The organism is Bradyrhizobium sp. AZCC 2176, from assembly GCF_036924645.1.
Classification (GTDB): domain Bacteria; phylum Pseudomonadota; class Alphaproteobacteria; order Rhizobiales; family Xanthobacteraceae; genus Bradyrhizobium.
The window spans coordinates 4924755-4947951 of the sequence record NZ_JAZHRX010000001.1 but is presented as its reverse complement, the minus strand read 5'-3'; the positions used below and the strand labels follow the sequence as shown (position 1 = coordinate 4947951).

Annotated in this window: 21 protein-coding genes; 13 read left to right on the top strand and 8 right to left on the bottom strand. The window is 60.8% G+C overall.

The features are described from left to right. The first annotated feature begins 137 nt into the window (after nucleotides 1-137). Nucleotides 138-806 (top strand): thiaminase II, encoded by a 669-nt coding sequence (gene tenA / locus V1288_RS23270; protein WP_334359259.1) that lies wholly within the window; start codon nucleotides 138-140, stop codon nucleotides 804-806. Nucleotides 807-875: 69 nt separating this feature from the next. Here the strand turns inward: tenA and V1288_RS23265 are convergent, their stop codons facing one another. The 5 genes from V1288_RS23265 to V1288_RS23245 all read right to left on the bottom strand — a co-directional run bounded on the left by V1288_RS23265 (nucleotide 876) and on the right by V1288_RS23245 (nucleotide 7535). Next, nucleotides 876-1937 carry a ketopantoate reductase family protein gene (locus V1288_RS23265; RefSeq protein ID WP_334359258.1) on the bottom strand — a complete coding sequence of 354 codons (1062 nt, stop codon included), beginning with the start codon at nucleotides 1935-1937 and terminating at the stop codon, nucleotides 876-878. Between the two features lie 154 nt (nucleotides 1938-2091). Continuing rightward, nucleotides 2092-3153, bottom strand: coding sequence for an aminoglycoside phosphotransferase (locus V1288_RS23260; protein ID WP_334359257.1), 1062 nt, complete (start codon nucleotides 3151-3153; stop codon nucleotides 2092-2094). 302 nt (nucleotides 3154-3455) lie between these two features. Next, a complete protein-coding gene (locus V1288_RS23255) occupies nucleotides 3456-4223 on the bottom strand; it encodes an NYN domain-containing protein (protein ID WP_334361380.1) in 768 nt (255 codons plus the stop codon). Nucleotides 4224-4362: 139 nt separating this feature from the next. Then, the gene (locus tag V1288_RS23250) at nucleotides 4363-5211 is read right to left on the bottom strand and encodes an IclR family transcriptional regulator (protein ID WP_334359256.1); all 849 of its coding nucleotides are present in this window, start codon (nucleotides 5209-5211) and stop codon (nucleotides 4363-4365) included. Nucleotides 5212-5369: 158 nt separating this feature from the next. Next, nucleotides 5370-7535, bottom strand: coding sequence for an acetate--CoA ligase family protein (locus V1288_RS23245; RefSeq protein ID WP_334359255.1), 2166 nt, complete (start codon nucleotides 7533-7535; stop codon nucleotides 5370-5372). A gap of 219 nt (nucleotides 7536-7754) precedes the next feature. Between V1288_RS23245 and V1288_RS23240 the strand changes: the two genes are divergently transcribed. The 10 genes from V1288_RS23240 to V1288_RS23195 all read left to right on the top strand — a co-directional run bounded on the left by V1288_RS23240 (nucleotide 7755) and on the right by V1288_RS23195 (nucleotide 19044). Then, on the top strand, nucleotides 7755-8450 hold the full coding sequence (locus tag V1288_RS23240) for a GntR family transcriptional regulator (protein ID WP_442894042.1): 696 nt from the start codon (nucleotides 7755-7757) through the stop codon (nucleotides 8448-8450). Nucleotides 8451-8527: 77 nt separating this feature from the next. Next, nucleotides 8528-10258 (top strand): oxalyl-CoA decarboxylase, encoded by a 1731-nt coding sequence (oxc, locus tag V1288_RS23235; RefSeq protein ID WP_334359253.1) that lies wholly within the window; start codon nucleotides 8528-8530, stop codon nucleotides 10256-10258. A 58-nt stretch (nucleotides 10259-10316) separates the two neighbouring features. Then, nucleotides 10317-11594 carry a formyl-CoA transferase gene (gene frc / locus V1288_RS23230; RefSeq protein WP_334359252.1) on the top strand — a complete coding sequence of 426 codons (1278 nt, stop codon included), beginning with the start codon at nucleotides 10317-10319 and terminating at the stop codon, nucleotides 11592-11594. Between the two features lie 204 nt (nucleotides 11595-11798). Further along, nucleotides 11799-11936: a hypothetical protein gene (locus tag V1288_RS23225; protein ID WP_334359251.1), complete on the top strand. Its 138-nt coding sequence runs from the start codon at nucleotides 11799-11801 to the stop codon at nucleotides 11934-11936. Nucleotides 11937-12457: 521 nt separating this feature from the next. Further along, on the top strand, nucleotides 12458-13471 hold the full coding sequence (locus V1288_RS23220) for a Bug family tripartite tricarboxylate transporter substrate binding protein (RefSeq protein WP_334359250.1): 1014 nt from the start codon (nucleotides 12458-12460) through the stop codon (nucleotides 13469-13471). Nucleotides 13472-13553: 82 nt separating this feature from the next. Further along, nucleotides 13554-14051, top strand: coding sequence for a tripartite tricarboxylate transporter TctB family protein (locus V1288_RS23215; RefSeq protein ID WP_334359249.1), 498 nt, complete (start codon nucleotides 13554-13556; stop codon nucleotides 14049-14051). A gap of 27 nt (nucleotides 14052-14078) precedes the next feature. Beyond that, the gene (locus V1288_RS23210) at nucleotides 14079-15578 is read left to right on the top strand and encodes a tripartite tricarboxylate transporter permease (RefSeq protein ID WP_334359248.1); all 1500 of its coding nucleotides are present in this window, start codon (nucleotides 14079-14081) and stop codon (nucleotides 15576-15578) included. Between the two features lie 217 nt (nucleotides 15579-15795). Continuing rightward, complete coding sequence (oxlT, locus tag V1288_RS23205; RefSeq protein ID WP_334359247.1) at nucleotides 15796-17091, top strand: oxalate/formate MFS antiporter; 1296 nt, start codon at nucleotides 15796-15798, stop codon at nucleotides 17089-17091. A gap of 274 nt (nucleotides 17092-17365) precedes the next feature. Then, the gene (locus V1288_RS23200) at nucleotides 17366-17797 is read left to right on the top strand and encodes a CBS domain-containing protein (RefSeq protein WP_334359246.1); all 432 of its coding nucleotides are present in this window, start codon (nucleotides 17366-17368) and stop codon (nucleotides 17795-17797) included. Between the two features lie 158 nt (nucleotides 17798-17955). Beyond that, nucleotides 17956-19044, top strand: coding sequence for a ketopantoate reductase family protein (locus V1288_RS23195; RefSeq protein WP_334359245.1), 1089 nt, complete (start codon nucleotides 17956-17958; stop codon nucleotides 19042-19044). A gap of 61 nt (nucleotides 19045-19105) precedes the next feature. Here V1288_RS23195 and V1288_RS23190 read toward each other — a convergent pair whose 3' ends face one another. After that, nucleotides 19106-19609: a hypothetical protein gene (locus V1288_RS23190; RefSeq protein ID WP_334359244.1), complete on the bottom strand. Its 504-nt coding sequence runs from the start codon at nucleotides 19607-19609 to the stop codon at nucleotides 19106-19108. Between the two features lie 23 nt (nucleotides 19610-19632). Between V1288_RS23190 and V1288_RS23185 the strand changes: the two genes are divergently transcribed. Beyond that, nucleotides 19633-19989: a hypothetical protein gene (locus V1288_RS23185; RefSeq protein ID WP_334359243.1), complete on the top strand. Its 357-nt coding sequence runs from the start codon at nucleotides 19633-19635 to the stop codon at nucleotides 19987-19989. A 121-nt stretch (nucleotides 19990-20110) separates the two neighbouring features. After that, nucleotides 20111-20752 carry a class I SAM-dependent methyltransferase gene (locus tag V1288_RS23180; RefSeq protein ID WP_334359242.1) on the top strand — a complete coding sequence of 214 codons (642 nt, stop codon included), beginning with the start codon at nucleotides 20111-20113 and terminating at the stop codon, nucleotides 20750-20752. Between the two features lie 98 nt (nucleotides 20753-20850). Here V1288_RS23180 and V1288_RS23175 read toward each other — a convergent pair whose 3' ends face one another. Further along, the gene (locus V1288_RS23175) at nucleotides 20851-22065 is read right to left on the bottom strand and encodes a cytochrome P450 family protein (RefSeq protein WP_334359241.1); all 1215 of its coding nucleotides are present in this window, start codon (nucleotides 22063-22065) and stop codon (nucleotides 20851-20853) included. Nucleotides 22066-22311: 246 nt separating this feature from the next. Next, nucleotides 22312-23151: a hypothetical protein gene (locus V1288_RS23170; protein WP_334359240.1), complete on the bottom strand. Its 840-nt coding sequence runs from the start codon at nucleotides 23149-23151 to the stop codon at nucleotides 22312-22314. Nucleotides 23152-23197 lie beyond the last annotated feature (46 nt).

The window sequence follows — 23197 nt, the reverse complement described above, 5'->3', positions numbered from 1 at the left end:
GGCGAGGCGAATGCTCCAAATCCGATCCATTGCCCGTTCCTGGGCACTTTCTGGACCTAACGGTATCCACTTCGCTCGAAAACGCGATACCCTTGGTGCGCCGAGCACGCCTTGAAACGAAAGGCCGACGGAAGATCATGAGTTTCTTCGAGCGACTGAAGACAGCAGCATCCGCCGAGTGGCGGGCTTATACCGAACACCCCTTCACGGAGGGGCTGGCAGACGGTTCGCTCGTCGAAGCGGCGTTTCGCCACTACCTCGTCCAGGATTACCTGTTCCTCATCGAGTTCGCCCGTGCCTACGCGCTCTCCGTTTACAAGTCGCCCACGCTCGCTGACATGCGCGAAGCGGCGTCCGGCCTCTCAGCCATTCTCGACGTCGAGATGAACCTGCATGTGAAGCTCTGCGCCGGCTGGGGCCTGTCGGCCACCGATCTCGAACAAGCACCTCCGGCGGTCGAGATGCTGGCCTATACCCGCTACGTGCTCGACGCGGGAATGCGCGGCGATCTGCTGGCGCTCAAGGTGGCGCTCGCCCCCTGCGTAATCGGTTACGCCGAGATCGCGACGCGGCTCGCCGCGCGGCCCAATGCGCTCGCTGCAACAAACCCGTATAGCGTCTGGATCGCCGAGTATGCCGGGGCACCCTATCAGGAAGTCGCGGCGAAGGCGCGGTCGCACCTCGAAGGTCTCGCCGATCTCTATGCCACGCCGGCCCGTGAGGCGGAGCTGATCGCGATCTTCAAGGAAGCGACCCGGCTTGAAGCCGACTTCTGGGAAATGGGATGGCGCGTGGGGAAGCGCTGAACAGTCACTGACCGGTGCCGGGTCAGTAAGCTTTGGCAATATCGTTGCCCCGCAACGACGCAAAGCCGTTCAGTTCAACCGCAGTTCCGTGATGTGCCGCGGGTCCGGGCTCAGTTCACCGCGCTCCACGCGCTTGACGATATCCGTCAGCGCGGCATTTGCGGGGCAGGAAATGCCGATCTTCTCGCCCTCGCGCACCACGAGCCCATTGAGAAATTCGATCTCCGTTCGCCTGCCCTTCTGCATGTCCTGTCCCATCGAGGGACGCTGCTGCGAAGAAGTACGCTTGCCGTCCTTGAACCGCTGCTCGTCGCAGACGCGCATCGCCGCCTCGTCACCTTCGCCGGCGCGCGCGATCGTCTCCGGCGGCAGATGCAATATCTCTTCCAGTTGATAGCCTTGCGCCTGGCCAACGCGGATCGCTTCGCTGCCGAGCCTGGTCGCGAAACGGCGCAGCGGCTCGCTTTGCAGGATTTCCGCGCCCGGCAGGCCGGTGCAGGCGGAGAGCCCGTTGCCCATGACGTTGGCGACCAGTTTCGACCAGCGCTCGCCCCACAGATTGTCCGTCACCTTGGCACTGTCGGAGTAACCGACCAGGCGGCAGACTTCCTCCGCCCGCGGGGTGATGCGGCCATGGACTTCGCCGGCGCGAAACACCGTGTGCGCCGCCCCGCCCTTGCCGGCGCCGCGGTGGATATGACCGGGCTCCGGCAGGTTCACCGTAATGCTGCTGGCAATGCAGCCGAGCGTCTTGCCCCAGCCGACAATGCCGGCAATCGTCTCTTCGTTCATGCAGTTCTGCAGCGACACGACATAGCCGTCCGGCGCCAGATATTGTTGGATCAGCATGGTGGCCCAGGCGGTGTCGTAGGACTTCATGCAAACGAAGGCGATGTCGACCGGCCTCTCCTTGGCGAGCCGCTGCGCATCCGTGACGTGGAGCGCGCGCACCGGCACCGAGAATTCCGCGACATCCATGGCGTGGGTGACGCGCAGCCCGTGCTTGCGCATGTGCTCGACATGGTCGGGCCAGGGATCGATGAACGTGACGTCCTCGCCCGCCCGCGCCATATGGGCACCGGCATACCCGCCGACGGCGCCAGCCCCGACGATCGCGATCTTCCGGCCCATGCTTTTCCCCTTGCATCTTCTTGCGGCAGACGACGCAACCGCGTCCGCTCATCCGTTGGAGGGCAGTCTAGCGGATCGGGAGGCCCCGCCAACCGTCCGCTGCACCAGCGGTCATTCCCAAGAGGTGAGATTCTGAACCAATTCGGACTTGGGTTCAGGTAAGTAGCGACCTGCAATCGAGATCATCGACGGCAAGCATGATGCGTTCAAGACCATTCCACCAGATCACGGCGGGGATATTGTTCACAGCTTGCCACACGGGCGTCGTAATTTGCCACAGCACCGACAATCGATAATCGGCTTCGAGCACATGTCGGTCGTAGCCCTGGACCCCGTGGGCAACCAGCGTCTCGTGGTATTCGTCGAGGAGTGAACGTTCCATCGCTTGTCGACGGTCAGGATACCAGTGCATCGCGATCATGTAGGCAAGGTCCCTCGATGCGACATCGAGGCGCCAGCTATCCCAGTCGAACAGTCGAGCATCGTCAGATTGATGATCTCGCGGCAAAAACGTATTCCAAACATGCGCGTCGCCTTGGGTGATCGTAAAGTTTCGATGTGAGTGATAGCGCCGAAGCAGACGAGGTGCAGAGCCGAGCAATTGTTCATAGAGCCGGCGCCGCTCGCGCGACAGTAGGTCACCCGCGCGATCAGCAAAACGTTGGAAGTCGCTCGCGACAAGCTGCATCTGCCGATCCATGGCCTCGGGATCGAGCCACGTCCCTACGGAGACGCCGAGTCGCGGGCTGTCCCACCAAGAAGCATGGAGGCGAGCGTGCGCTCGAACGATTGCTCCACATTGCTGCCTTGTGGGCGGCAGCGGCCACTGCGTCGGGACGGCGTGGGTTTCTGTGAGGTCCTCAAGGAGGAGATGCCACGCGCTCGTTTCTGCATCGCGATACGCCTCGAAACAGCGAGGCACTATGTTGGTCACCATCAGTGGCGCAACCTGATCATAAAATGCGACCTCCTGACGGCCGGCATGCAGCGCATCTCCGACGCGATCAGGGTGACAAGTCTTGAAGATGAGGGAGCGTGGGGCGTCGTCGGTCGGTACACTGTACATCAAGCGCACCCGAATAATTCGAGAGAGGATGGTATCGCGGGAGCTTTCGACCGTGACATCGCTGACGTGAGCCTCGCCAAGCACGCCAGTTCGGCGGAGTGTCGCGGTGAGACGCTCAGCCTGGATCGCTTCTGGAATCGGTTGCGTCATCGCGCTCTCCTAAATTCGGCGAAGCTAACCCTTTTTCGGTCATCTGCGCAATCAGCGGTTGAGAAGTTCGTTTCGCCGTGATCGGCAGTAGCCGGTAAGGATGACTGCTAGTGGATGTCAGCGTGACCGCTCAATGTCCCGTTCATGTGAAGGTTTGTGGATGCCGGTCCATGATGGTGGCGCGGCGCACACCGGGGCCGGCGTACGCAAACCGTCACAAAAGCGGGCCTGTGCCATGCCGTTAATCATGGATGGCTTGTGGTTGCGCGCATTGCGGTCGGGCTCAAGCAGCTTTCGGTTACTCACCCCGCAGGTTTTCGAGCGGTTTTCGTCTTCGGGAGCGATTCGGCCGTGGACTTGATCCGAATTCGCATGGACCCGCCCTTGGGCTGATCGATCTCGAAAGCGTTTGTCTTTCGCACGAGGTCGCTCAGCTTGCGGGAACCGAAGGTCCTCGAATCAAAATCGGGGGCCAGGTTGGTAATCCGTTTTCCGACTTCCCCGAGATCGACCCACCCATCTTCGCTTTCCATCTCGGCGATAATCTTCTTGATGATCGGGGTGGCTGCATCAGGCGGCTGGAGCGAACTCGACTTCGAGGCGGCATCCTGAATGTTGGCCGTGCCGCCAAGCAGGTTCTCGGTGTAGAAGAATCTTCGGCAGGCCTGCCTGAAGCTTTCCGGCGTCTTCTGCGCGCCGAACCCGAACACATCGACGCCGTGCTCCCGGATGCGGGCGGCAAGGCGCGTAAAATCGCTGTCTGATGACACGAGGCAGAATCCGTCGAACCGACCGCTATGAAGCAGATCCATTGCGTCGATGACGAGGGTTATGTCGGAGGCATTCTTTCCGGTCGTATAGGCGAACTGCTGTTGGGGTATGATGGCATGCTTCGACAGAATATCGGCCCAGCCCTTGGATCGGGCATTGGAGAAGTCGCCGTAGATGCGGCGAACGCTGGCCTCGCCGATCTTGGCGATCTCCTCGAACAATCCGTCTGCAATCTTTGCGGAGGCGTTGTCAGCATCGATCAGAACCGCGAGACGGGGCGAGCGGGTTTCAGAAGGCATGAATTTCCCCAAATCGCTGAATCGAAGGACATTACCCCTCGAAGCCGCGCCATGGACAGCGTTGGATGGATATAGCGATGTCGGGGCTCTCGCCGCCAGACCTAATTTTTCGCGGGCAATGACGGACCGCAAACCCGACTCAGGCCGATTTCGCCTCCGGCATCACGCCACCGAGCGCCACCGTCAATTCCGCCGCCACCTCCCGCACCGTTTGCCCGAGCATCGGCAGCCGCTCGTCGGTCAGGCGCCTGGTCATGCCCGAGACGGAAATGGCCGCCAAGGGCTCGGCGCAGTCGTTGTAGACGACGGCCGCGATGCAGCGCAGGCCCATGCAGGCCTCCTCGTCGTCGATGGCAAAACCCTGGCGGCGGATCTTCTCCAGTTCCTTGAACAGGTCGCCCGGCCGCACGATCGACTTTTCCGTCAACCGCGGCATGCCGTGATGATGGATGATGGCGCTGACGTCAGCATCCGAATAGGTCGCCAGCACCGCCTTGCCGACGCCGGAGGCCACCATGGCGACCCGGCCGCCGACCTTGGTCAGCGAACGCATGATCTCGCGGCTTTCCATGCGCGTCAGCACGATGATGAATTCATCGTCGACGACGGCAAGGTTCGCCGTCTCGCGCGTCAGGTCGCGCAGCTTGCGTAAGTATGGCACCGCCTGCGCCGAGAAATTACGCCTGCGGGCAAACGTCGCGCCCACCGTGAAGGCGCGCGCGCCGACATGCCATTTCGATTCGGTGCGGTCGAACTGTACGAAGCGGCGGTTTTCCAGCGTCCCCAGCAGACGATGCACAGTCGAGGTCGACAGCCCGGTGCGAATGGCGAGATCGCTCAGGCGATAGCCCTCGTCGTCTTCCGCCAGCGTTTCGATGATCGAGAGCGCGCGATCGACCGACTGGACGCCGCTATCGCGCGCGTCGGCCTCATGGTCTGCACTGGATTTCGGCTCGATGGCCTTGCGCCGGATCACGTCTCTCTTCATCGCGACCTGCCGCTTTTGCGTTCGTCATTCCGGGATGGTCCGAAGGACCAGACCCGGAATCTCGAGATCCCGGGTTCGATGCTTCGCATCGCCCCGGGATGACCCTAGAGAAATGCCGCTCCGGATAGTCTCGGGAGCGGCATTTATCGTTGATAAGATCAGAGCAGGCCCGCGCCGCGCGCCCACTTGTACTTGGCGCCCAGCACCTCGACCGGCAGTTCGGTCGAATAGGCATAGGCCGGGATGCCGTTCTGGTAGAGATATTCGGCGGCTTCCTCGACCTCGACGTCGCCGGCGAGCGAGGCGACGATCGGCTTCACAAAGCCCTTGGCCTCCATCTCCTTCTTCACCTCGACCATGTTGCGGGCGAACACCATCGGCGGGGTCACGATCGTGTGCCAGTAGCCGAGGATCAGCGAATGAATCCGCTCATCCGACAGGCCGAGCTTGACCGTGTTGACGTAGGTGATCGGCGGCTCGCCGCCGGTGATATCCACAGGATTTCCGGCCGCGCCGAACGGCGGGATGAATTTGCGGAACGCGGCGTCGAGGTCCGGCGGCATCGTCATCAGCGACAGGCCGTTATCCACAACCGAGTCCGACAGCAGCACGCCGGAGCCGCCGGCGCCGGTGATGATCAGTACGTTCTCGCCCTTCGGCGTCGGCAGCACCGGCACGCCACGTGCGAATTCGAGCAATTGCCGCAGGGACCGGGCGCGGATCACGCCGGACTGAGCGAGCACGTCCTCATAGATCTTGTCGTTGCCGGCGAGCGCGCCGGTATGCGACGAGGCCGCCTTGGCGCCGGCCGAGGTACGCCCCGCCTTCAGCACGACCACCGGCTTCTTCTTGGAGACGCGCTTGGCAGCTTCCGCAAAGGCGCGGCCGTCCTTCAAGTCCTCGCAGTGCTGCGCGATGATCGCAGTGTTCGGATCCTGTTCGAAGAAGGCGAGCAGATCGTCCTCGTCGATATCGGACTTGTTGCCGAGGCCGACGATCGCGGAAACGCCCATCTTGGCCGAGCGCGAGAAGCCGATGATCGCCATGCCGATGCCGCCGGACTGCGACGACAGCGCTGCCGAACCCTTGACGTCGTAGGCGGTGCAGAACGTCGCGCAGAGATTGGCCGGGGTATAATAGAAGCCGTAGATGTTCGGCCCCATCAGGCGGATATTGTACTTCTTGCCGACCTCGACGATCTCGGCCTGCAGTTCAGGCGCGCCCGCTTCGGCAAAGCCCGAGGGAATCAGGACCGCGCCCGGAATTTTCTTCTCGCCGCATTCGGCCAAGGCGCCGGCGACGAATTTTGCGGGGATCGCAAACACCGCCGTGTCGATCACGCCGGGCACGTCCTTGACGCTCTTGTAGGCCTTGTAGCCCAGGATGTCGGCGGCCTTCGGGTGGATCGGATAGATCTCGCCCTTGTAGCCGCCGTTGATCAGGTTCTTCATCACGGAGTTGCCGATCTTGCCGTCCTCGGCGGAAGCGCCGATCACGGCAACGCCATTCGGCTGCATGATGCGGTTCATCGCCGTGACGATTTCCTCGGTCGGACGCGGCGCCGGGCGCGGCTTGTAGTCGAAGTCGACGACGATGCGCACGTCGGCGGCGATCGCGTCCTTCTTGGTGGCAAACACCGGGTTGAGGTCGAGCTCGACGATTTCGGGGAAGTCGCTGACGAGCTGCGATACCTTGACGATGACGTCCGCCAGCGCGTCGCGGCTGACCGGATCGCCGCCGCGCACGCCCTTCAGCATGTCATGGGCCTGGATGCCGTCGAGCATCGACAGCGCATCGTCCTTGGTCGCAGGTGCGAGGCGGAAGGTAATGTCTTTCAGCACTTCGACCAGCACGCCGCCGAGGCCGAACGCCACCAGCTTGCCGAACGAGCCGTCGGTGATCGAGCCGACAATGACCTCGGTGCCGCCGGCCAGCATCTGCTGGACCTGGATGCCCTCGATCTTGGCGTCGGCCTTATATTTCTTGGCGTTGGCGAGAATAGTCTCGTAGGTCTTTTCCGCTTCAGTCGCGGTCTTGACGCCAACCACGACGCCGCCGGCTTCCGTCTTGTGGAGAATGTCGGGCGATACGATCTTCATCACCACTGGGAAGCCCATGCCGGTTGCGAGCTTGGCAGCTTCGGCTGCGGACTTTGCCACGCCTTCCTTCGGAACCGGGATGCCATAGGCATCGCACACCAGCTTGCCTTCCGGCGCGGTGAGGCTGGTGCGCTTCTCGGCTTTCACCGTATCGAGCACCCGGCGGACAGCCTCGTGGGCGCTGGGCTCGGCGATCTTGCGGGCCGCATCTGCAGTATTTGACATTGGCTTCCTCCTGGGGCTAGTTTTATGGCATTTGGTATGCCAGAGATCAGATTGTCAAGACAAACTATCGCGCAGAAACAGCGAAAACACGGGCATCTTGACATGGTGGTATTTGGTATGCCAAAAATATTCGGGTGTTTCTTCTGCTAAGAAGACGTCTCCAAAACAGGGAGGAGACGAGTCGTGCCCGCACGTAAACAAACCAAGGCGCCGCCTGTCATGGCTGAGGCAGATATTGCAATCGTCCGGATTGCGCCCGAGACGAGCTTCAAGAACAAGGCTTACGAGGCCTTGAAGGAAGCTATTCTCAAGATGGACATCTATGCGACGCCCGAGCAGGTGATGCTCGACGAGCGCGCGCTGTCCGAACGCCTCGGCGTCAGCCGTACCCCTATCCGCGAAGCCATCGCGATGCTGGAACAGGACGGTTTCGTCAAAACCGTGCCGCGCCGTGGCATCGTCGTGGTCCGCCGTACCAAGACCGAGATCGTCGACATGATCCGCGCCTGGGCCGCGCTCGAGAGCATGGCCGCACGCCTGATCACGACCACCGCGCGCAAGAAGGACATCACGGCGCTCCGCGATTTCTTCAAGGATTTTGGCAAGGATCGCCTGCCGCAGGATCATATCGAGGAATACTCCAAGGCCAATATCGCCTTCCATCAGGCGCTAATCTCGCTGTCCGAGTCGCCGGTGCTGGTCGATATGACCAATGACATCCTCTTGCACGTGCGCGGCTACCGGCAACTGACCATCGGCCGGAAAGATCGCACCGCGACCTCGCTGCCCGAGCATCTCGGCATCATCGAAGCGCTGGAAGCACGCGACACTGAACTCGCCGAAAAGCGCGCGCGCGATCACACGCTGGGACTTGCCGCCTACGTCGAAGCGCACGGGCAGGAACTTTTTAGCTAAACGTAACTTCGCACCAGAAGACGACGAAAACTCGTCCGAACCAAAACGATCAGGGAACGATCAGGGAGATGAAGCCCATGCTGAATACCGCGACCAAGTCCGAAGCACCGGGCACCGAGCAGGAGCTGACGGATGGCTTTCATCTCGTCATCGATGCGCTCAAGCTCAACGGCATCAACACCATCTATGGTGTGCCGGGCATCCCGATCACGGATCTCGGACGCATGATGCAGGCCGAGGGCATTCGCGTATTGTCGTTCCGCCACGAGCAGAACGCCGGCTATGCGGCTTCCATCGCCGGCTATCTCACCAAGAAACCGGGTGTCTGCCTCACCGTTTCGGCGCCCGGTTTCCTCAATGGCCTGACTGCGCTCGCCCACGCCACCACGAACTGCTTTCCGATGATTCTGATTTCGGGCTCGTCCGAACGCGAGATCGTCGACCTGCAGCAGGGCGACTATGAAGAAATGGACCAGCTCGCGGTCGCCAAGCCGCTGTGCAAGGCGGCCTTCCGCGTGCTGCACGCCGCCGACATCGGCATCGGTCTGGCGCGCGCGATCCGCGCCGCCGTCTCGGGCCGCCCGGGCGGCGTTTATCTCGACCTGCCGGCAAAGCTTTTCGGCCAGGTGATGGATGCGGCTGCCGGCGCGAAATCGCTGGTGAAGGTGATCGACGCAGCCCCAGCCCAGATCCCTGCCCCGTCGGCCGTCAAGCGCGCGCTCGACGTGCTCAAGGGCGCGAAACGGCCCCTCATCATTCTCGGCAAGGGCGCAGCCTATGCGCAGGCCGACGACGAGATCCGCGCCTTCGTCGAAAAGACCGGCGCGCCGTTCCTGCAGATGAGCATGGCCAAGGGCCTGCTGCCCGACACCCATGCGCAGTCGGCGGGAGCCGCGCGCTCGACCGTGCTGAAGGACGCCGACGTCGTCATGCTGATCGGCGCCCGCCTCAACTGGCTGCTGTCGCACGGCAAGGGCAAGACCTGGGGCGATGCCCCGAAGAAATTCATCCAGATCGACATCGAGCCGAAGGAAATGGACTCCAACGTCGAGATCGTCGCCCCCGTGGTCGGCGATATCGGCTCCTGCGTGTCCGCGCTGCTCGAAGGCATGGGCGGCAATTGGTCCGCCGCGCCGGCGGACTGGGTCAATACCGTCAACAAGAAGCGTGACGACAACGTCGCCAAGATGGCCCCGAAGCTGATGAGCAACGCCTCGCCGATGGATTATCACGGCGCTCTCGGCGCACTGCGCACCATCATCAAGGAGCGGCCCGACGCCATCCTGGTCAACGAAGGCGCCAATACGCTCGACCTCGCCCGCGGCGTCATCGACATGTACAAGCCGCGCAAGCGGCTCGACGTCGGCACCTGGGGCGTGATGGGCATCGGCATGGGCTATTCGATCGCGGCTGCCGTCGAAACCGGCAAGCCGGTGCTCGCGATCGAGGGTGACTCGGCGTTCGGCTTCTCCGGCATGGAGATCGAAACCATCTGCCGCTACCAGCTTCCGGTTTGCATCGTCATCTTCAACAATGACGGTATCTATCGCGGCACCGACGTCAATGCGGGCGGCTCCGATCCGGCGACGACGGTGTTCGTCAAGGGCTCGCGCTACGACAAGATGATGGAAGCCTTCGGTGGCGTCGGCATTAACGCCACCTCCCCCGACGAGCTGAAGCGGGCCGTCAACGCCGCGATGGATTCCGGCAAGCCGACGCTCATCAACGCGGTGATCGATCCGGCGGCCGGTTCCGAGAGCGGCCGCATCGGCAACCTCAATCCGCAGAGCGTTTTGAAGAAGAAATAACCGACTTCAACTCATTCATCCTGCATACGCAGCACAGATACAGTACGGAGCAAAGACGATGACAAAGGCGCTTACGGGCGTTCGCATTCTCGATTTCACCCACGTTCAGTCGGGTCCGACCTGCACGCAATTGCTGGCCTGGTTCGGCGCCGACGTGATCAAGGTCGAGCGCCCCGGCGTCGGCGACATCACACGCGGTCAGCTACAGGACATTCCCAACGTGGACAGCCTGTATTTCACCATGCTCAACCACAACAAGCGCTCGATCACGCTCGACACCAAGAACCCAAAGGGCAAGGAAGTCCTCACCGCGCTGATCAAGACCTGCGACGTTCTGGTCGAAAACTTCGGCCCCGGCGTGCTCGACCGCATGGGTTTTCCCTGGGAGAAGATCCACGCCATCAACCCGAGGATGATCGTGGCCTCGATCAAGGGTTTTGGCCCCGGGCCGTACGAAGACTGCAAGGTGTATGAGAATGTCGCGCAGTGCACCGGCGGCGCGGCCTCGACCACCGGCTTCCGCGACGGGCTGCCGCTGGTCACCGGCGCGCAGATCGGCGACAGCGGCACCGGGTTGCATCTGGCGCTCGGCATCGTCACCGCGCTTTACCAGCGCACCGTCACCGGCCAGGGCCAGAAGGTTACGGCTGCGATGCAGGACGGCGTGCTCAATCTGGCGCGCGTCAAACTGCGCGACCAGCAGCGCCTCGCCCATGGACCCCTGAAGGAATACAGCCAGTTCGGCGAGGGCATTCCGTTCGGCGATGCCGTGCCGCGTGCCGGCAACGATTCCGGCGGCGGCCAGCCCGGGCGCATCGTCAAGTGCAAGGGCTGGGAGACCGATCCGAACGCCTACCTCTATTTCATCACCCAGGCGCCGGTGTGGGAGAAGATCTGCGACGTGATCGGCGAGCCCGGCTGGAAGACCCATCCGGACTACGCCAAGCCGCCCGCCCGGCTGTCGCGCCTGAACGAGATCTTCGCCCGCATCGAGCAGTGGACGATGACCAAGACCAAGTTCGAGGCGATGGAAATCCTCAACAGGGACGACATCCCCTGCGGCCCGATCCTTTCAATGAAGGAGATCATCGAGGACCAGTCGCTGCGCGCCACCGGCACCGTGGTCGAGGTCGATCATCCTACCCGCGGCAAGTACATCTCGGTCGGCAATCCGATCAAGCTGTCGGATTCACCGAGCGAGGTGACGCGTTCGCCGCTGCTCGGCGAGCACACCGACGAGATCCTGCGCCAGGTTCTCGGCTTCTCCGACCACCAGGTGGCCGAAATCCACGATTCGGGCGCGCTCGATCCGCCGCGGAAGCAGGCGGCGGAATAAATCCGCCTGGTCCTCTGGAGTACAAAGGCCGCCGGTTTCCGGCGGCCTTTTTCGATCTGGAGTGCCAATTTCGTTAATTTTGCTGCAATGCAAACTCGAAATTGCTGCTATGCAAACAAGCCTGTTGTAGCTGGCATCTGGTATACATATTCTGTTCCCCGACACGAAGCGGAACTGCTCCGCAACTGACGAAAGGGGACAAACATGTCCAAGACTGCATCCATCGGCTTGCTGCCCTCCAGCACCCTGTTCGGCCGCCTGATGGCTTCCATCGACCGCCTGCTGACCGCCAGCAGCCGCATCGCCATCCGCAACGGCGACCTCCCCCGTTTCGGCCTCTGAGTCCTGAAAATACAGGGCTTCTGCCGATCGGCGCGATCAGACAAACGATCCGGCCGTCGATGATTTGGACCAATGGCCCCGGTTTTCCGGGGCCATTTTTTGTTTGCAACCGGCGGTCCGTCTTTACCAACGTCTGCGACAAATCAGCCGGGGAGACGATCGGAAGCAATATCCAATTGCTTCCTGGCATATCGCATACAAATATGCCTTCCGCAGCGTTCCGGACCAAACAAGGGCGCTTTGGGAGGTGGGCCGTGCAGTCCAAGAGGACAGCTAGGGCGATGGGGCGAAAGGCGCAGACGATCTCGCGCACCGCGTCCTGCATTTCACAATTCCACCATTGGCCGAAAGGAGCGGATGCCGCACCCGCAGGTCCCTCCTACAATTCGAGCTTGCAATCATTGCATGGAAGGAACCGTTGCGGTGTGACGGTCTTGAGTGCGAGAACGCCTTGATGGGCGGGATGAATGACTAAGCCGGCAACAGACCGGCACAACAACAATTGGATGGGAGTGAATTACATGAAGCATGCTGCACGTACTGCGTTGGGGACATTTGCCGCGTTATGCGCGGCTGGATTCTCTGTTCCTGCAATCGCTGCCTGGGAGCCGGTTCGGCCCGTCGAATTCATCGTTCCTGCCGGCACCGGCGGCGGTGCCGATCAGATGGCGCGGACGATCCAGGGCATCGTCACCAAGCATGGTCTGATGAAGCAGCCATTGGTCGTCATCAACAAGTCGGGCGGCGCCGGCGGCGAAGGCTTTCTCGACCTCAAGACATCGGGCGGCAACCCGCACAAGATCATCATCACGCTCTCCAACCTCTTCACCACCCCTCTCGCCACCGGCATCCCGTTTAACTGGAAGGATCTCACGCCGGTAGCGATGCTTGCGCTCGATGAGTTCGTGCTCTGGGTGAACGCCGACAAGCCCTACAAGACAGCGAAAGAGTACGTCGATGCGGTGAAGGCCGCCCCTGCGGGCTCCATGAAGATGGGCGGCACCGGCTCGAAGCAGGAAGACCAGATCATCACGGTCGCGGTCGAGAAGGCCACCGGTGGCAAGTTCACCTACATTCCCTACAAAGGCGGTGGCGAAGTCGCCGTCCAGCTCGTCGGCAACCACGTCGATTCCACCGTCAACAACCCGATCGAGGCTGTTGCGCAATGGCGCGGCGGCAAGCTGCGTCCGCTTTGCGTGTTCGATGCACAGCCGATGGGCTATGACGAGCAGATCGCGGACGGCAAAAGCTGGAAAGACATTCCGACCTGTAAGTCGCAGGGTCTCGACATGGAATATCTGATGCTGCGTGGCATCTTCATGACGCCAAGGGCGACCAAGGACCAGGTCGAATACTACATCGAGCTGTTCAAGAAGGTCCGCGCCACGCCCGAATGGCAGGACTTCATGAAGAGCGGCGCTTTCAACACGACCTTCCTGACCGGAGCTGACTATGCCAAGTGGGTCGAGGTCGAGGAAAAGCGTCACCAGGTCCTGATGAAGGATGCCGGTTTCCTCGCGGCCGCAGGAAACTGATCGACTGGTTGACCGCAACCGGGATCGCAGCATGGACGCCGGGCCTTAAGGCACCGCAGGCCCGGCCTCGCACGGAGTTTTGATGACAACAGGCAGCTCGAGCAAGACCGGCCCCACCCACAAGCTGGTGGAGGCAGGGATCACGTTGCTGATCGCCCTCTTCGGCGTGATCGTGATCATCGGCAGCGTGAAGGCCGGCATCAACTGGGGCGCGGAAGGCCCGCGCGCCGGCTTCTTTCCATTCTACATCGGAATCTTCATCCTCGCTTCCAGCGCGATAAATCTCTGGAACGGACTGCGCGAAGACAATGACGGGCTGTTCGCCGAATGGGGACAGCTTCGCCAGGTCATGAGCGTCGTCATTCCGACCGCGATCTATGTCGGCGCCATGCCGTTCACCGGGCTGTACCTCGCCTCGATCATCTTCATCGGATGGTTCATGCGGTGGCTCGGCAAGTACCCTTGGCTGACCGTGCTGGCCGTCGCGCTTGGCATGCCCATTGTCACCTATTTCATTTTCGAGCGCTGGTTTCTGGTCCCGCTTCCCAAGGGGCCGGTCGAAGAGTGGCTCGGTCTGTAACTTCGTCGCAAGGTCAGGATCACGGGGATGGAAGAACTCGTCAATCTGTTTCACGGCTTTGCGGTCGCGTTGCAGCCCTTCAACATCATGGTGATGGTCGTCGGCATCGTGCTCGGCGTCGTGATCGGCGTGCTGCCGGGATTGGGCGGCGCCAATGGCGTGGCCATCCTGCTGCCGCTGACGTTCAGCATGTCGCCGACATCGGCCATCATCATGCTGTCCTGCATCTACTGGGGCGCATTGTTCGGCGGAGCGATCACCTCGATCCTGTTCAACATACCCGGCGAGCCATGGTCGGTCGCGACGACGTTCGACGGCTACCCGATGGCACAGAAGGGCAAGGCCGGCGAGGCATTGACGGCGGCGTTCACCTCGTCGTTCGTCGGCGCGCTGTTTGCGGTCGCCATGATCACCCTGGTCGCACCGCTGGTCGCAAGCTTTGCCCTGCAGTTCGGACCGGCGGAAAAATTTGCGGTCTATTTTCTGGCATTCTGCAGCTTCGTCGGCTTGAGCAAGGAGCCGCCGTTCAAGACCATCGCGGCCATGATGATCGGATTTGCGCTGGCCGCCGTCGGCCTCGACTCCATCACCGGGCAGTTGCGGCTGACGTTCGGCTTTACGGAATTGCTCAACGGGTTCGACTTCCTGATCGCCGTCATCGGACTGTTCGGCATCGGCGAGATCCTGCTGACGATGGAGGAAGGGCTCAACTTCCGCGGCGGCTCCGCCAAGATCAATTTGCGGGTGGTGCTGCAGACCTGGAAGGAGTTGCCGGCCTACTGGATGACCTCGCTACGTTCATGCTTGATCGGCTGCTGGATGGGGGTCACGCCGGCCGGCGCGACACCCGCCTCGTTCATGAGTTACGGCATCGCCAAGCGGGTGGCGAAGAACGGCAGCAATTTCGGCAAGGGCGAAATCGAAGGCGTGGTCGCGCCGGAGACCGCGGCACACGCCGCCGGCACCGCGGCGTTGCTGCCGATGCTTTCCCTCGGCGTGCCGGGTTCGCCGACCGCTGCCGTGTTGCTCGGCGGTCTCCTGATCTGGGGTCTGCAGCCCGGGCCGATGCTGTTCGTCGAACAAAAGGAATTCGTCTGGGGCCTGATTGCATCGATGTATCTCGGCAATGTCGTCGGCCTGCTCGTGGTGTTGACCTGCGTGCCGGTTTTCGCGGCCATCCTGCGCGTTCCCTTCAGCATCATCGCGCCGCTGATCCTGGTGCTGTGCGCGATCGGCGCCTATTCGGTCCATAGCTCTACGTTCGACGTGATGCTGATGCTGGTGTTCGGCGTGCTCGGTTACCTCTTGAAGAAGTCCAATTATCCGCTCGCCCCGTTGGTGCTGGCGATCGTGCTCGGCGACAAGGCGGAAGAGGCATTCCGGCAGTCGTTGCTGGGATCCCAGGGCTCGCTCGGCATCTTCTTCTCCAACACGCTGGTCAGCACGATCATGGTCCTGGGATTGATTGCACTGTTCTGGTCGGTGATCCAGCAGGGCTACACGCGCTTGCGCGGCGCCACCGCGTAAGCGCAAGCGGGACACTATCGCCATAAAATCAAACATCTTTCTGTCGTAGTCAGAGGGCCGTGCTATCACAGCACGGCCCTCTTTCGCGTTTGCAGCATTTCCTGCACGGCAACGAATTGCGTGGGTCGGCCAAGATTTCTCTTGTCTACTGGCATAACATATACCAAACTCCTCCCTTGAGCTGTCGGGTATCGATAGAACAGCCTATGGAGGGAAGATGACGGACACAGTGCAAGGAGCGGCAGCCCCTGTGGCGGCCCGGGTCAGCGACACCTACCGCTGGACGCAATTGGCCATCGGCGTTCTCGCGATGGTGATGATCGCCAACTACCAATATGGTTGGACTTTCTTCGTCCCCGACATCCAGAAGAAATTCGGATGGGATCGCGCGTCGATCCAGTGGGCATTTACGCTCTTCGTGCTGTTCGAGACCTGGCTGGTGCCGGTCGAAGGCTGGTTCGTCGATAAATACGGCCCGCGCATCGTCGTCCTCGTCGGCGGTATCCTCTGCGCCGTCGGATGGGCGATCAACGCGCAGGCGACTTCGCTCAACGGCTACTATCTCGGCATGATCATCGCAGGCATCGGCGCCGGTGGCGTGTACGGCACCTGCGTCGGCAACGCGCTGAAATGGTTTCCCGACAAGCGCGGCCTTGCTGCCGGTATCACCGCCGCCGGATTCGGCGCGGGCTCGGCGCTGACGGTGGCGCCGATCCAGGCGATGATCAAGGACTCCGGCTTCCAGACCACCTTCCTCTATTTCGGTCTCGGCCAGGGCATCATCATCGTGATCCTCGCCTTCCTGATGTTCTCGCCGAAAGCCGGACAGGTGCCTGCGGTGACGCAGAACGCCAACGTGATCCAGAGCCGGCGCAATTATCAGCCGACCGAGGTGATCCGTCAGCCGATCTTCTGGCTGATGTATTTCATGTTCGTGATCGTCGGCGCCGGCGGATTGATGGTCACCGCCAACCTCAAGCCGATCGCGGTCGACTGGAAGGTTGACAGTGTACCGGTCACGCTGATGGCGGTGACGATGACGGCAGTGACGTTCGCCGCCACCATCGATCGCGTCCTCAACGGCCTGACCCGTCCCTTCTTCGGCTGGATCTCCGACATGATCGGCCGCGAGAACACCATGTTCATCGCGTTTGGCATGGAGGGCATCGGCATCTGGGGCCTCTACATGCTGGGCCACGATCCGGTGTGGTTCGTGCTGCTGTCGGGCTTCGTGTTCTTTGCCTGGGGCGAGATCTACTCCCTGTTCCCTTCGACCTGCACCGACACCTTCGGCGCGAAGTTCGCGACCACCAATGCCGGCCTGCTCTACACCGCCAAGGGTACGGCGGCGCTGCTGGTGCCGGTGGCGAACTACATGCAGCAGTCTTCGGGCAATTGGGACAACGTGTTCATCATCGCGGCCGGTGCGAATATCCTGGCCTCGCTGCTGGCGATCGCGCTGCTCAAGCCGTGGCGCAAGGTGGTGGTGGCCAAATCGCAGATTGCCACCTGATCCAAGCCGGATCGGTTGTTCGAAAGAAGCGCGCTCATCCTTCGGGAATGGGCGCGTTTTCTTTTGCCTCGACGCCATCTGGTATACCTGAGCGATTTTTGACCACTCTAAGGACGTCCGCTCCTGCTCCGCTTGGAATGCAAACGCTTCAAGAATGTCAGTAATACTGCCTATTTATCTTCATCCCGGCGAAAGATTTCCACTACTGGGCGTGTTGACAATTGGCATTATGTATACCAGACTTGACGCAATAATTCACCCCGAGGAGGTTGCCATGCAAGTCGGAGATATCCTGCGCAAGAAAGCCGCCCGTGTCGCAACGGTCCGCATGAACGAGACGGTGGCCATTGCCGCGCAACTGATGCGCTCCAGTAATATCAGCGCGCTTGTGGTGAAGGATGTGGTGCGCACCGAGGGCAACACGGCCGTCGGCATGTTTACCGAGCGCGACGTGGTCCGCGCGATTGCCGAACACGGCGCAGCCGGCGTGAATATGCGCGTTTCGCAATTCATTTCGGTGCAGCAGCTCGTCTCCTGCACATCGACGGATACGCTCGAGCATGTCCGTCACCTCATGAGCAAGCATCACATCCGCCACGTGCCTGTGATCGACAATTACAGCCTGATCGGCGTCATCAGCATTCGCGATATCTCGAACGCGTTTGACGACGAAGCAACGCCCTACAAGCTGGCCGCGTCGGCTTGACAGGTCGCTTCGATCTCCGCCGGCATTCTTTGGGTTGCACTCCCAGGGAAGCCGGCATCGCACCGCAAAGCTCGGTTTAACTCCTGTCGCAAAGCAGGCGCTTGCAAATCTGCGCCGGAGTAGTGGCGCGCCGGAAAGCATTATCTGTGGGAGGGCGCATGGCGCGTAATATTCTGATCCTTGGAGCGTCGTATGGCTCATTGCTGGCGACAAAGCTTTTGATGGCGGGTCACAACGTGACCCTGGTTTGCCGGAAGCAGACGGCAAAACTCATCAATCGCGACGGCACCGAAGTTCGCATCAAGCTGCGCGACGAGGCGGCCCACCGGCCGATCTTCTCGCGCGACCTGCCTGGAATTTTGGACGCGGTGGAGCCCGCCGACGTCGATCCTTCCCGCTATGATCTGGTTGGTCTTGCGATGCAGGAGCCGCAATACACCAACCATGCGATCCAGGTTCTGATGATCAAAATCGCTGAGGCGAAGCTGCCTTGCCTTTCGATCATGAACATGCCGCCCCTGCCCTATCTCAAACGGATCCCGGCCCTCGCGAAAATGGATCTGGAGGAGGCCTATACCGACGCCGCTGTATGGGAACGGTTCGAGCCGGGCCTGGTGTCGCTCTGCTCCCCTGATCCGCAGGCCTTCCGTCCGCCGGAAGAGGCGGCGAATGTCCTTCACGTCGGCCTGCCGACAAACTTCAAGGCGGCGTCATTTGCGGATGAGAAACATAACTTGCTGCTTCGGGAGCTGGAAGCCGACATCGATGCGGTGAAGCTGGATGGCCAGGACGTGCCGGTGAAGCTCAAAGTGTTCGATTCGATGTTCGTCCCTCTGGCGAAATGGTCGATGCTGTTGACGGGGAATTACCGCTGCATCACGCTGCAGGAGCCGCAATCGATCCGCGACGCGGTGCACGGCGATATCAATCTCTCGCAGTCGATCTATGACCATGTCGATGCTATCGCCCAGCGTCTGGGCGCCGATCCCACGGATCAGGTGCCTTTCGAGAAATACGCCAAGGCGGCGGAAAGCCTTCTCAAGCCCTCGTCAGCGGCCCGGGCGGTCGCTGGTGGCGCACCTTCCATCGAGCGCGTCGACCTGCTGGTGAAGCTGATTTCGCATCAGCTTGGCGTACCCAATGCCGAAATCGACCGTACGGTCCAGACCGTCAATCACAAACTGAATGAGAGCATCGTGGCGGACGGATCCGGCGCGCCGCAAATTGCTCCAATCCCAGTGACATAGAGCCTGATCGGTTCTGATTGAATCAGAAGGGGCTCCAGTCTCCTGTTTCGACGCGTTTTCTTTAGGCGAAGCGGCGTCCGCTTCGCTCGAAAACGCGATCGATCATTGACAGCCCCACAGGCCAATTCGAGACCGCATCGGACCACCACCCCTGCCCGGTAGATTTTTGCCAGGCCGGACGGCAATCGGAAAGCCCTGCGTTTCCGCTGAGGACGCCGACGACTTCATCTTCCGGAAGCGTGTGGAACCAGGAAGCGCCGCGGAATCGGGTGTCGGGAGCCGATCCATTGAAATAAAAATTGATCGGATAAGCCAAGAAAGGCGGGGATATCTCCCAAAAGGCGGCTTGATTTCTTGCTTCTTTTTCCTGGCTGGACGGCATTTCTTTAATGGGGAAGAAGAGATGACTGATCAACAATTGGCTCTTCAGGCGATTAACGAAGCGCAACTCATACTGGAAGAATACCTTCGGCCCCGGCCGCAGAACAATGAGCGTATCCTCGACAGGCTGGTGGAAGTTCTCGAGCGCCCCGGTTTGGTTGTTGCTGTAAGCCGCTTGCAGCAACAGAGCAATCTCTCAGTGCGCAAATGAGGAAACTGCCAGCAATCGCCCTGGCCGCCTGGATTGCTACGCTCTTACCAGGTGCGACACCAAACGCGCAGGCCAAACAACAATGCAGCGCCGCAGCGCCATCAAATCCGCACGGGCGTTGGTGGTCCTATCGTCTTATCGATGGACGAAAGTGCTGGTACGAAGGCAAGCCCATGCTTTCGAAATCGTTGCTCGAATGGCCCAAGGGGGCATTCGCGCAACCCGTTTCCAACAGAGAAGTTCAAAGCGTTGTCACAGAGAAGCCTGGCGATCCATTAGACGCGCAAGCCCAGGCACTGGAAGGTCCTGACAGTTTTGAAGCGCGATGGCGCGAAAGGGTGAAAATGCAATAGGCGTTGCCCCCAAAGGAATATCTCGAAGCGCCGGAATTGCGCCTGCGCGGCACAGACAATCAGTTTTGGGAGATCGCAAAGAACTCTTGTTTTCTAACCAAGCGCGCAGCGGAAACCGGCGATGCGAACGGCTACAGATTTCAATCTCTATTACGCGGCCCCTGACCCCTGGCATATTTCCCACGCGCGATTCAGGGATAAGGTCCTGCGCCGATGTCTGAAGCGATTCATCCGGAATAAATCCGTTCTTGAGCTCGGTTGTGGCGAAGGCCACTTGACCCACGCAGTTTTTGGCAAAGCACGATCCGTGGTTGGCATCGACATAAGCGATGTAGCGATTGCTCGCGCCAAATCGCTGAACCTGCCAAATGCCAGATTTGAATGCGCTGATTTTTTACAAGCGTCATTCGAGGGTTACGACGTGATCGCGGCCCTCGAATGCGTCTACTATCTGTCCTTTCAAGAGCAGGGAGCGTTCTTGGAGAAAGTTGCCAAAGAACACCCCGACAAAGTACTTTTGCTCTCGGGTCCAATTGTGGACTACCGAAGACACTTCAGTCACAAGCGATTGATGCACGAGTTTACGACTTTGGGGTTTACTCCCCTTAAATTTTATAACCTGTCGGTTTATTGGTATCCGCCTTCATCCAGAATTATCGCTGGCCTGATCAAGCTGCCACTTGGACACATCTTGCTTGATTGGATACCGGAGTCGATGATCTACCAAAGACTATACGCACTTCGAGCACCCAAACGCCGCTGACCCGGATGTCGTCAGTTCGAATTTTGTCCGCTGTTGAGCAACCGTGTGGGTTCCCAGCTAGCGGTGAATGCCGGCGGGGTCTTCCGGTGCAACAACGACTACGTGATGACCGGCAATGATTTGAGGCCACGAACGACCGGTGCGGCGCGCCACTGCAGGTCGTGAACAGGACAGGCGAGCCTCAACGCAGGTACGCGTCTCAGCAGGCAACCAAACGCGATCTCGGCTTCCATCTTCGCCAGGTGCGAGCCGACGCAAAAGTGAACGCCATCTCCAAACGCAAGATGCGGATTGGGCTTGCGGGTTACGTCCAGCCGATCGGGCTCCGCGAATTTTTTCGCATCCCGGTTGGCGGAGGCAACGACGGGGAAAATGACATCGCCGCGCCTGATCGTAGTGCTGTGCAGGTCGACGTCCCGGGCCGCATATCGCTCCGTTGCGGTCTCAACGGGTGCCGTGAAGCGCAACAACTCTTCGACCGCAGACCCAAGGAGCGAAAAATCTCCAAGGAGGCGCTCCTTCTCATGCTGATTCTCCATCAACGCCAGCATTCCGGATCCGATCAGGTTCACCGTCGTCTCGTGGCCGGCGATGATCAGGAGCACCAGCATGGCGATGAGCTCGCTCTCGCTCAGGCGGTCGCCCCCCTCTTCTACAGCGATCAGCCCGGAGATGAGATCATCCTCCGGGCTGCGCCGGCGCGTGGCAACGAGGCGCCGCAAATATCGCATTAACGCAAAGATCGAAGGCAGCGAGAGCGCCATGCGAAATTCCGATCGCGCGCCGAGAAAAACATTGGTCCACTTCCGAAAGCGCGTCCGGGCCTCTTCAGGCAGACCCAGCAACTCCGAGATCACGGTCAATGGAAGCGGAAGCGCGAAATCCTCGATAAGGTCGGGCGTCGACTTGGCGCGCATTCGATCGACGAGATCCTCAGCGAGGACTTCGGTGCGGTTTCGTAACTGGTCGATGCGTGCACGGCTAAATGCCTTGTTGATGAGGGCCCGCAGCCTTCGATGTGCGGGATCGTCGAGGTCCAGCATATTCTCGGAGAGCGTCCTGAGGCTCGCCGGCGTCCACCACGGCATGGACTTGGGCGAGCGCAAGCCAGCATTGCGCGGGTTCTTGACGAACCTGTCGCTATCCTGGAGGCACAACACCACGTCATCGTAACGCGTCATCAGCCACGCCCGCTTCAGGACGGGTACGCCAACTTCGAAGACCGGCGCCTCGCTGCGAAGGAACGCATAGAACGGAAACGGGTCACGCTTGTGCTCGGCTGAGTAGATATCGACTTTGCGGGGATCAATCATGGCGCTAAAAATCGGCAAGTCCCTGGATGCCAAGTCCCTGGATACAAGTCCCTGGATGCATCTGCGCAGCACCCCGGACGAAAACCAAGCAGCAATGTGTTGGGTCGCAATGCCCGTTCAGCCAATGACCAGTACGAACCCGTCAGTTCGGCCTGGTCGGCCGATGTCCGCATTTGGTGCACATTACGGACTCAAAGCCGACGCCGCCCCATTTTCGAAAAGTGCGAAGAGCGAACCTTCGGACAATTACTGGTCGTCGGGCTGCAACTGCGTTGGGGCCTGCGGCCGCGCTCCGGCTTGCGGCGACTGACGCGCCGGCACAGGCTTTTGGGTGGCCATCGGCCGTGGCGGAAGCCCCGATGTCCTGGGTCGCAGGTTCTGCTCGGGAGCCTTGTTCTGTTCGGAAACCCTGGCGATAAGGCGCGTCATTTGCTCCTGACTCGCCTTGAGCTCCTCGGTGACCTTCGCGCTTTCGCGAGCCGTTTGTTCCCGGCTCGCCTTGAGCTCCTCGATCCCCTGCTCCACGTTTGCGAGATCGCGCGCCATCGTCTGGAGGAGCTGCGCCAGTTCGGCCAATGTCGGGACGGCCGGCGGCGCGGCGTCTTGCGAGGCGGTCTGGGCCGAAGATGTTGGTTGCGGAAGTAGCGGGGTTGCCGTGGCAAGCTGAACGCCAGATGGTTCCGGCTGCGCGGGCCCCCCCGGGTTTTCCATCCAGGGCGACGAAGTCGGGATGAACTGTGGCGCCCACCGGGCGACAACCAACTTGGCCGCCTCGCCATAGGAGGACTGCGAAACGAAAGCGCCGGCAAAGATGCACACGGCCAATAGCAAGCCGACGAAGCCGCGTAGCGCCTGCCTGCCGCGCGGCGGCCGGTAGCCAACGACAGCCGAAGGGTGGTGCGCGGCATCCTGCTCCAGCTTGGAAAGCTGTTCATTTAACCGCGCGAGCTGTTCATCCGCGCGCGCGATCTGATCATAGGCGTGCACGAGCCGTTCATCCGCACGCGCGACCAGGACCTCGTCGGGTTCAACTGCTTTCGGGGCTGTTGTGGAATTCATTGGAACTCCTTTCCCGTCGGAATACATCCCTAAGGAGGCGTCAGACTAGCACCGCGTCTCGACTGACCCACAC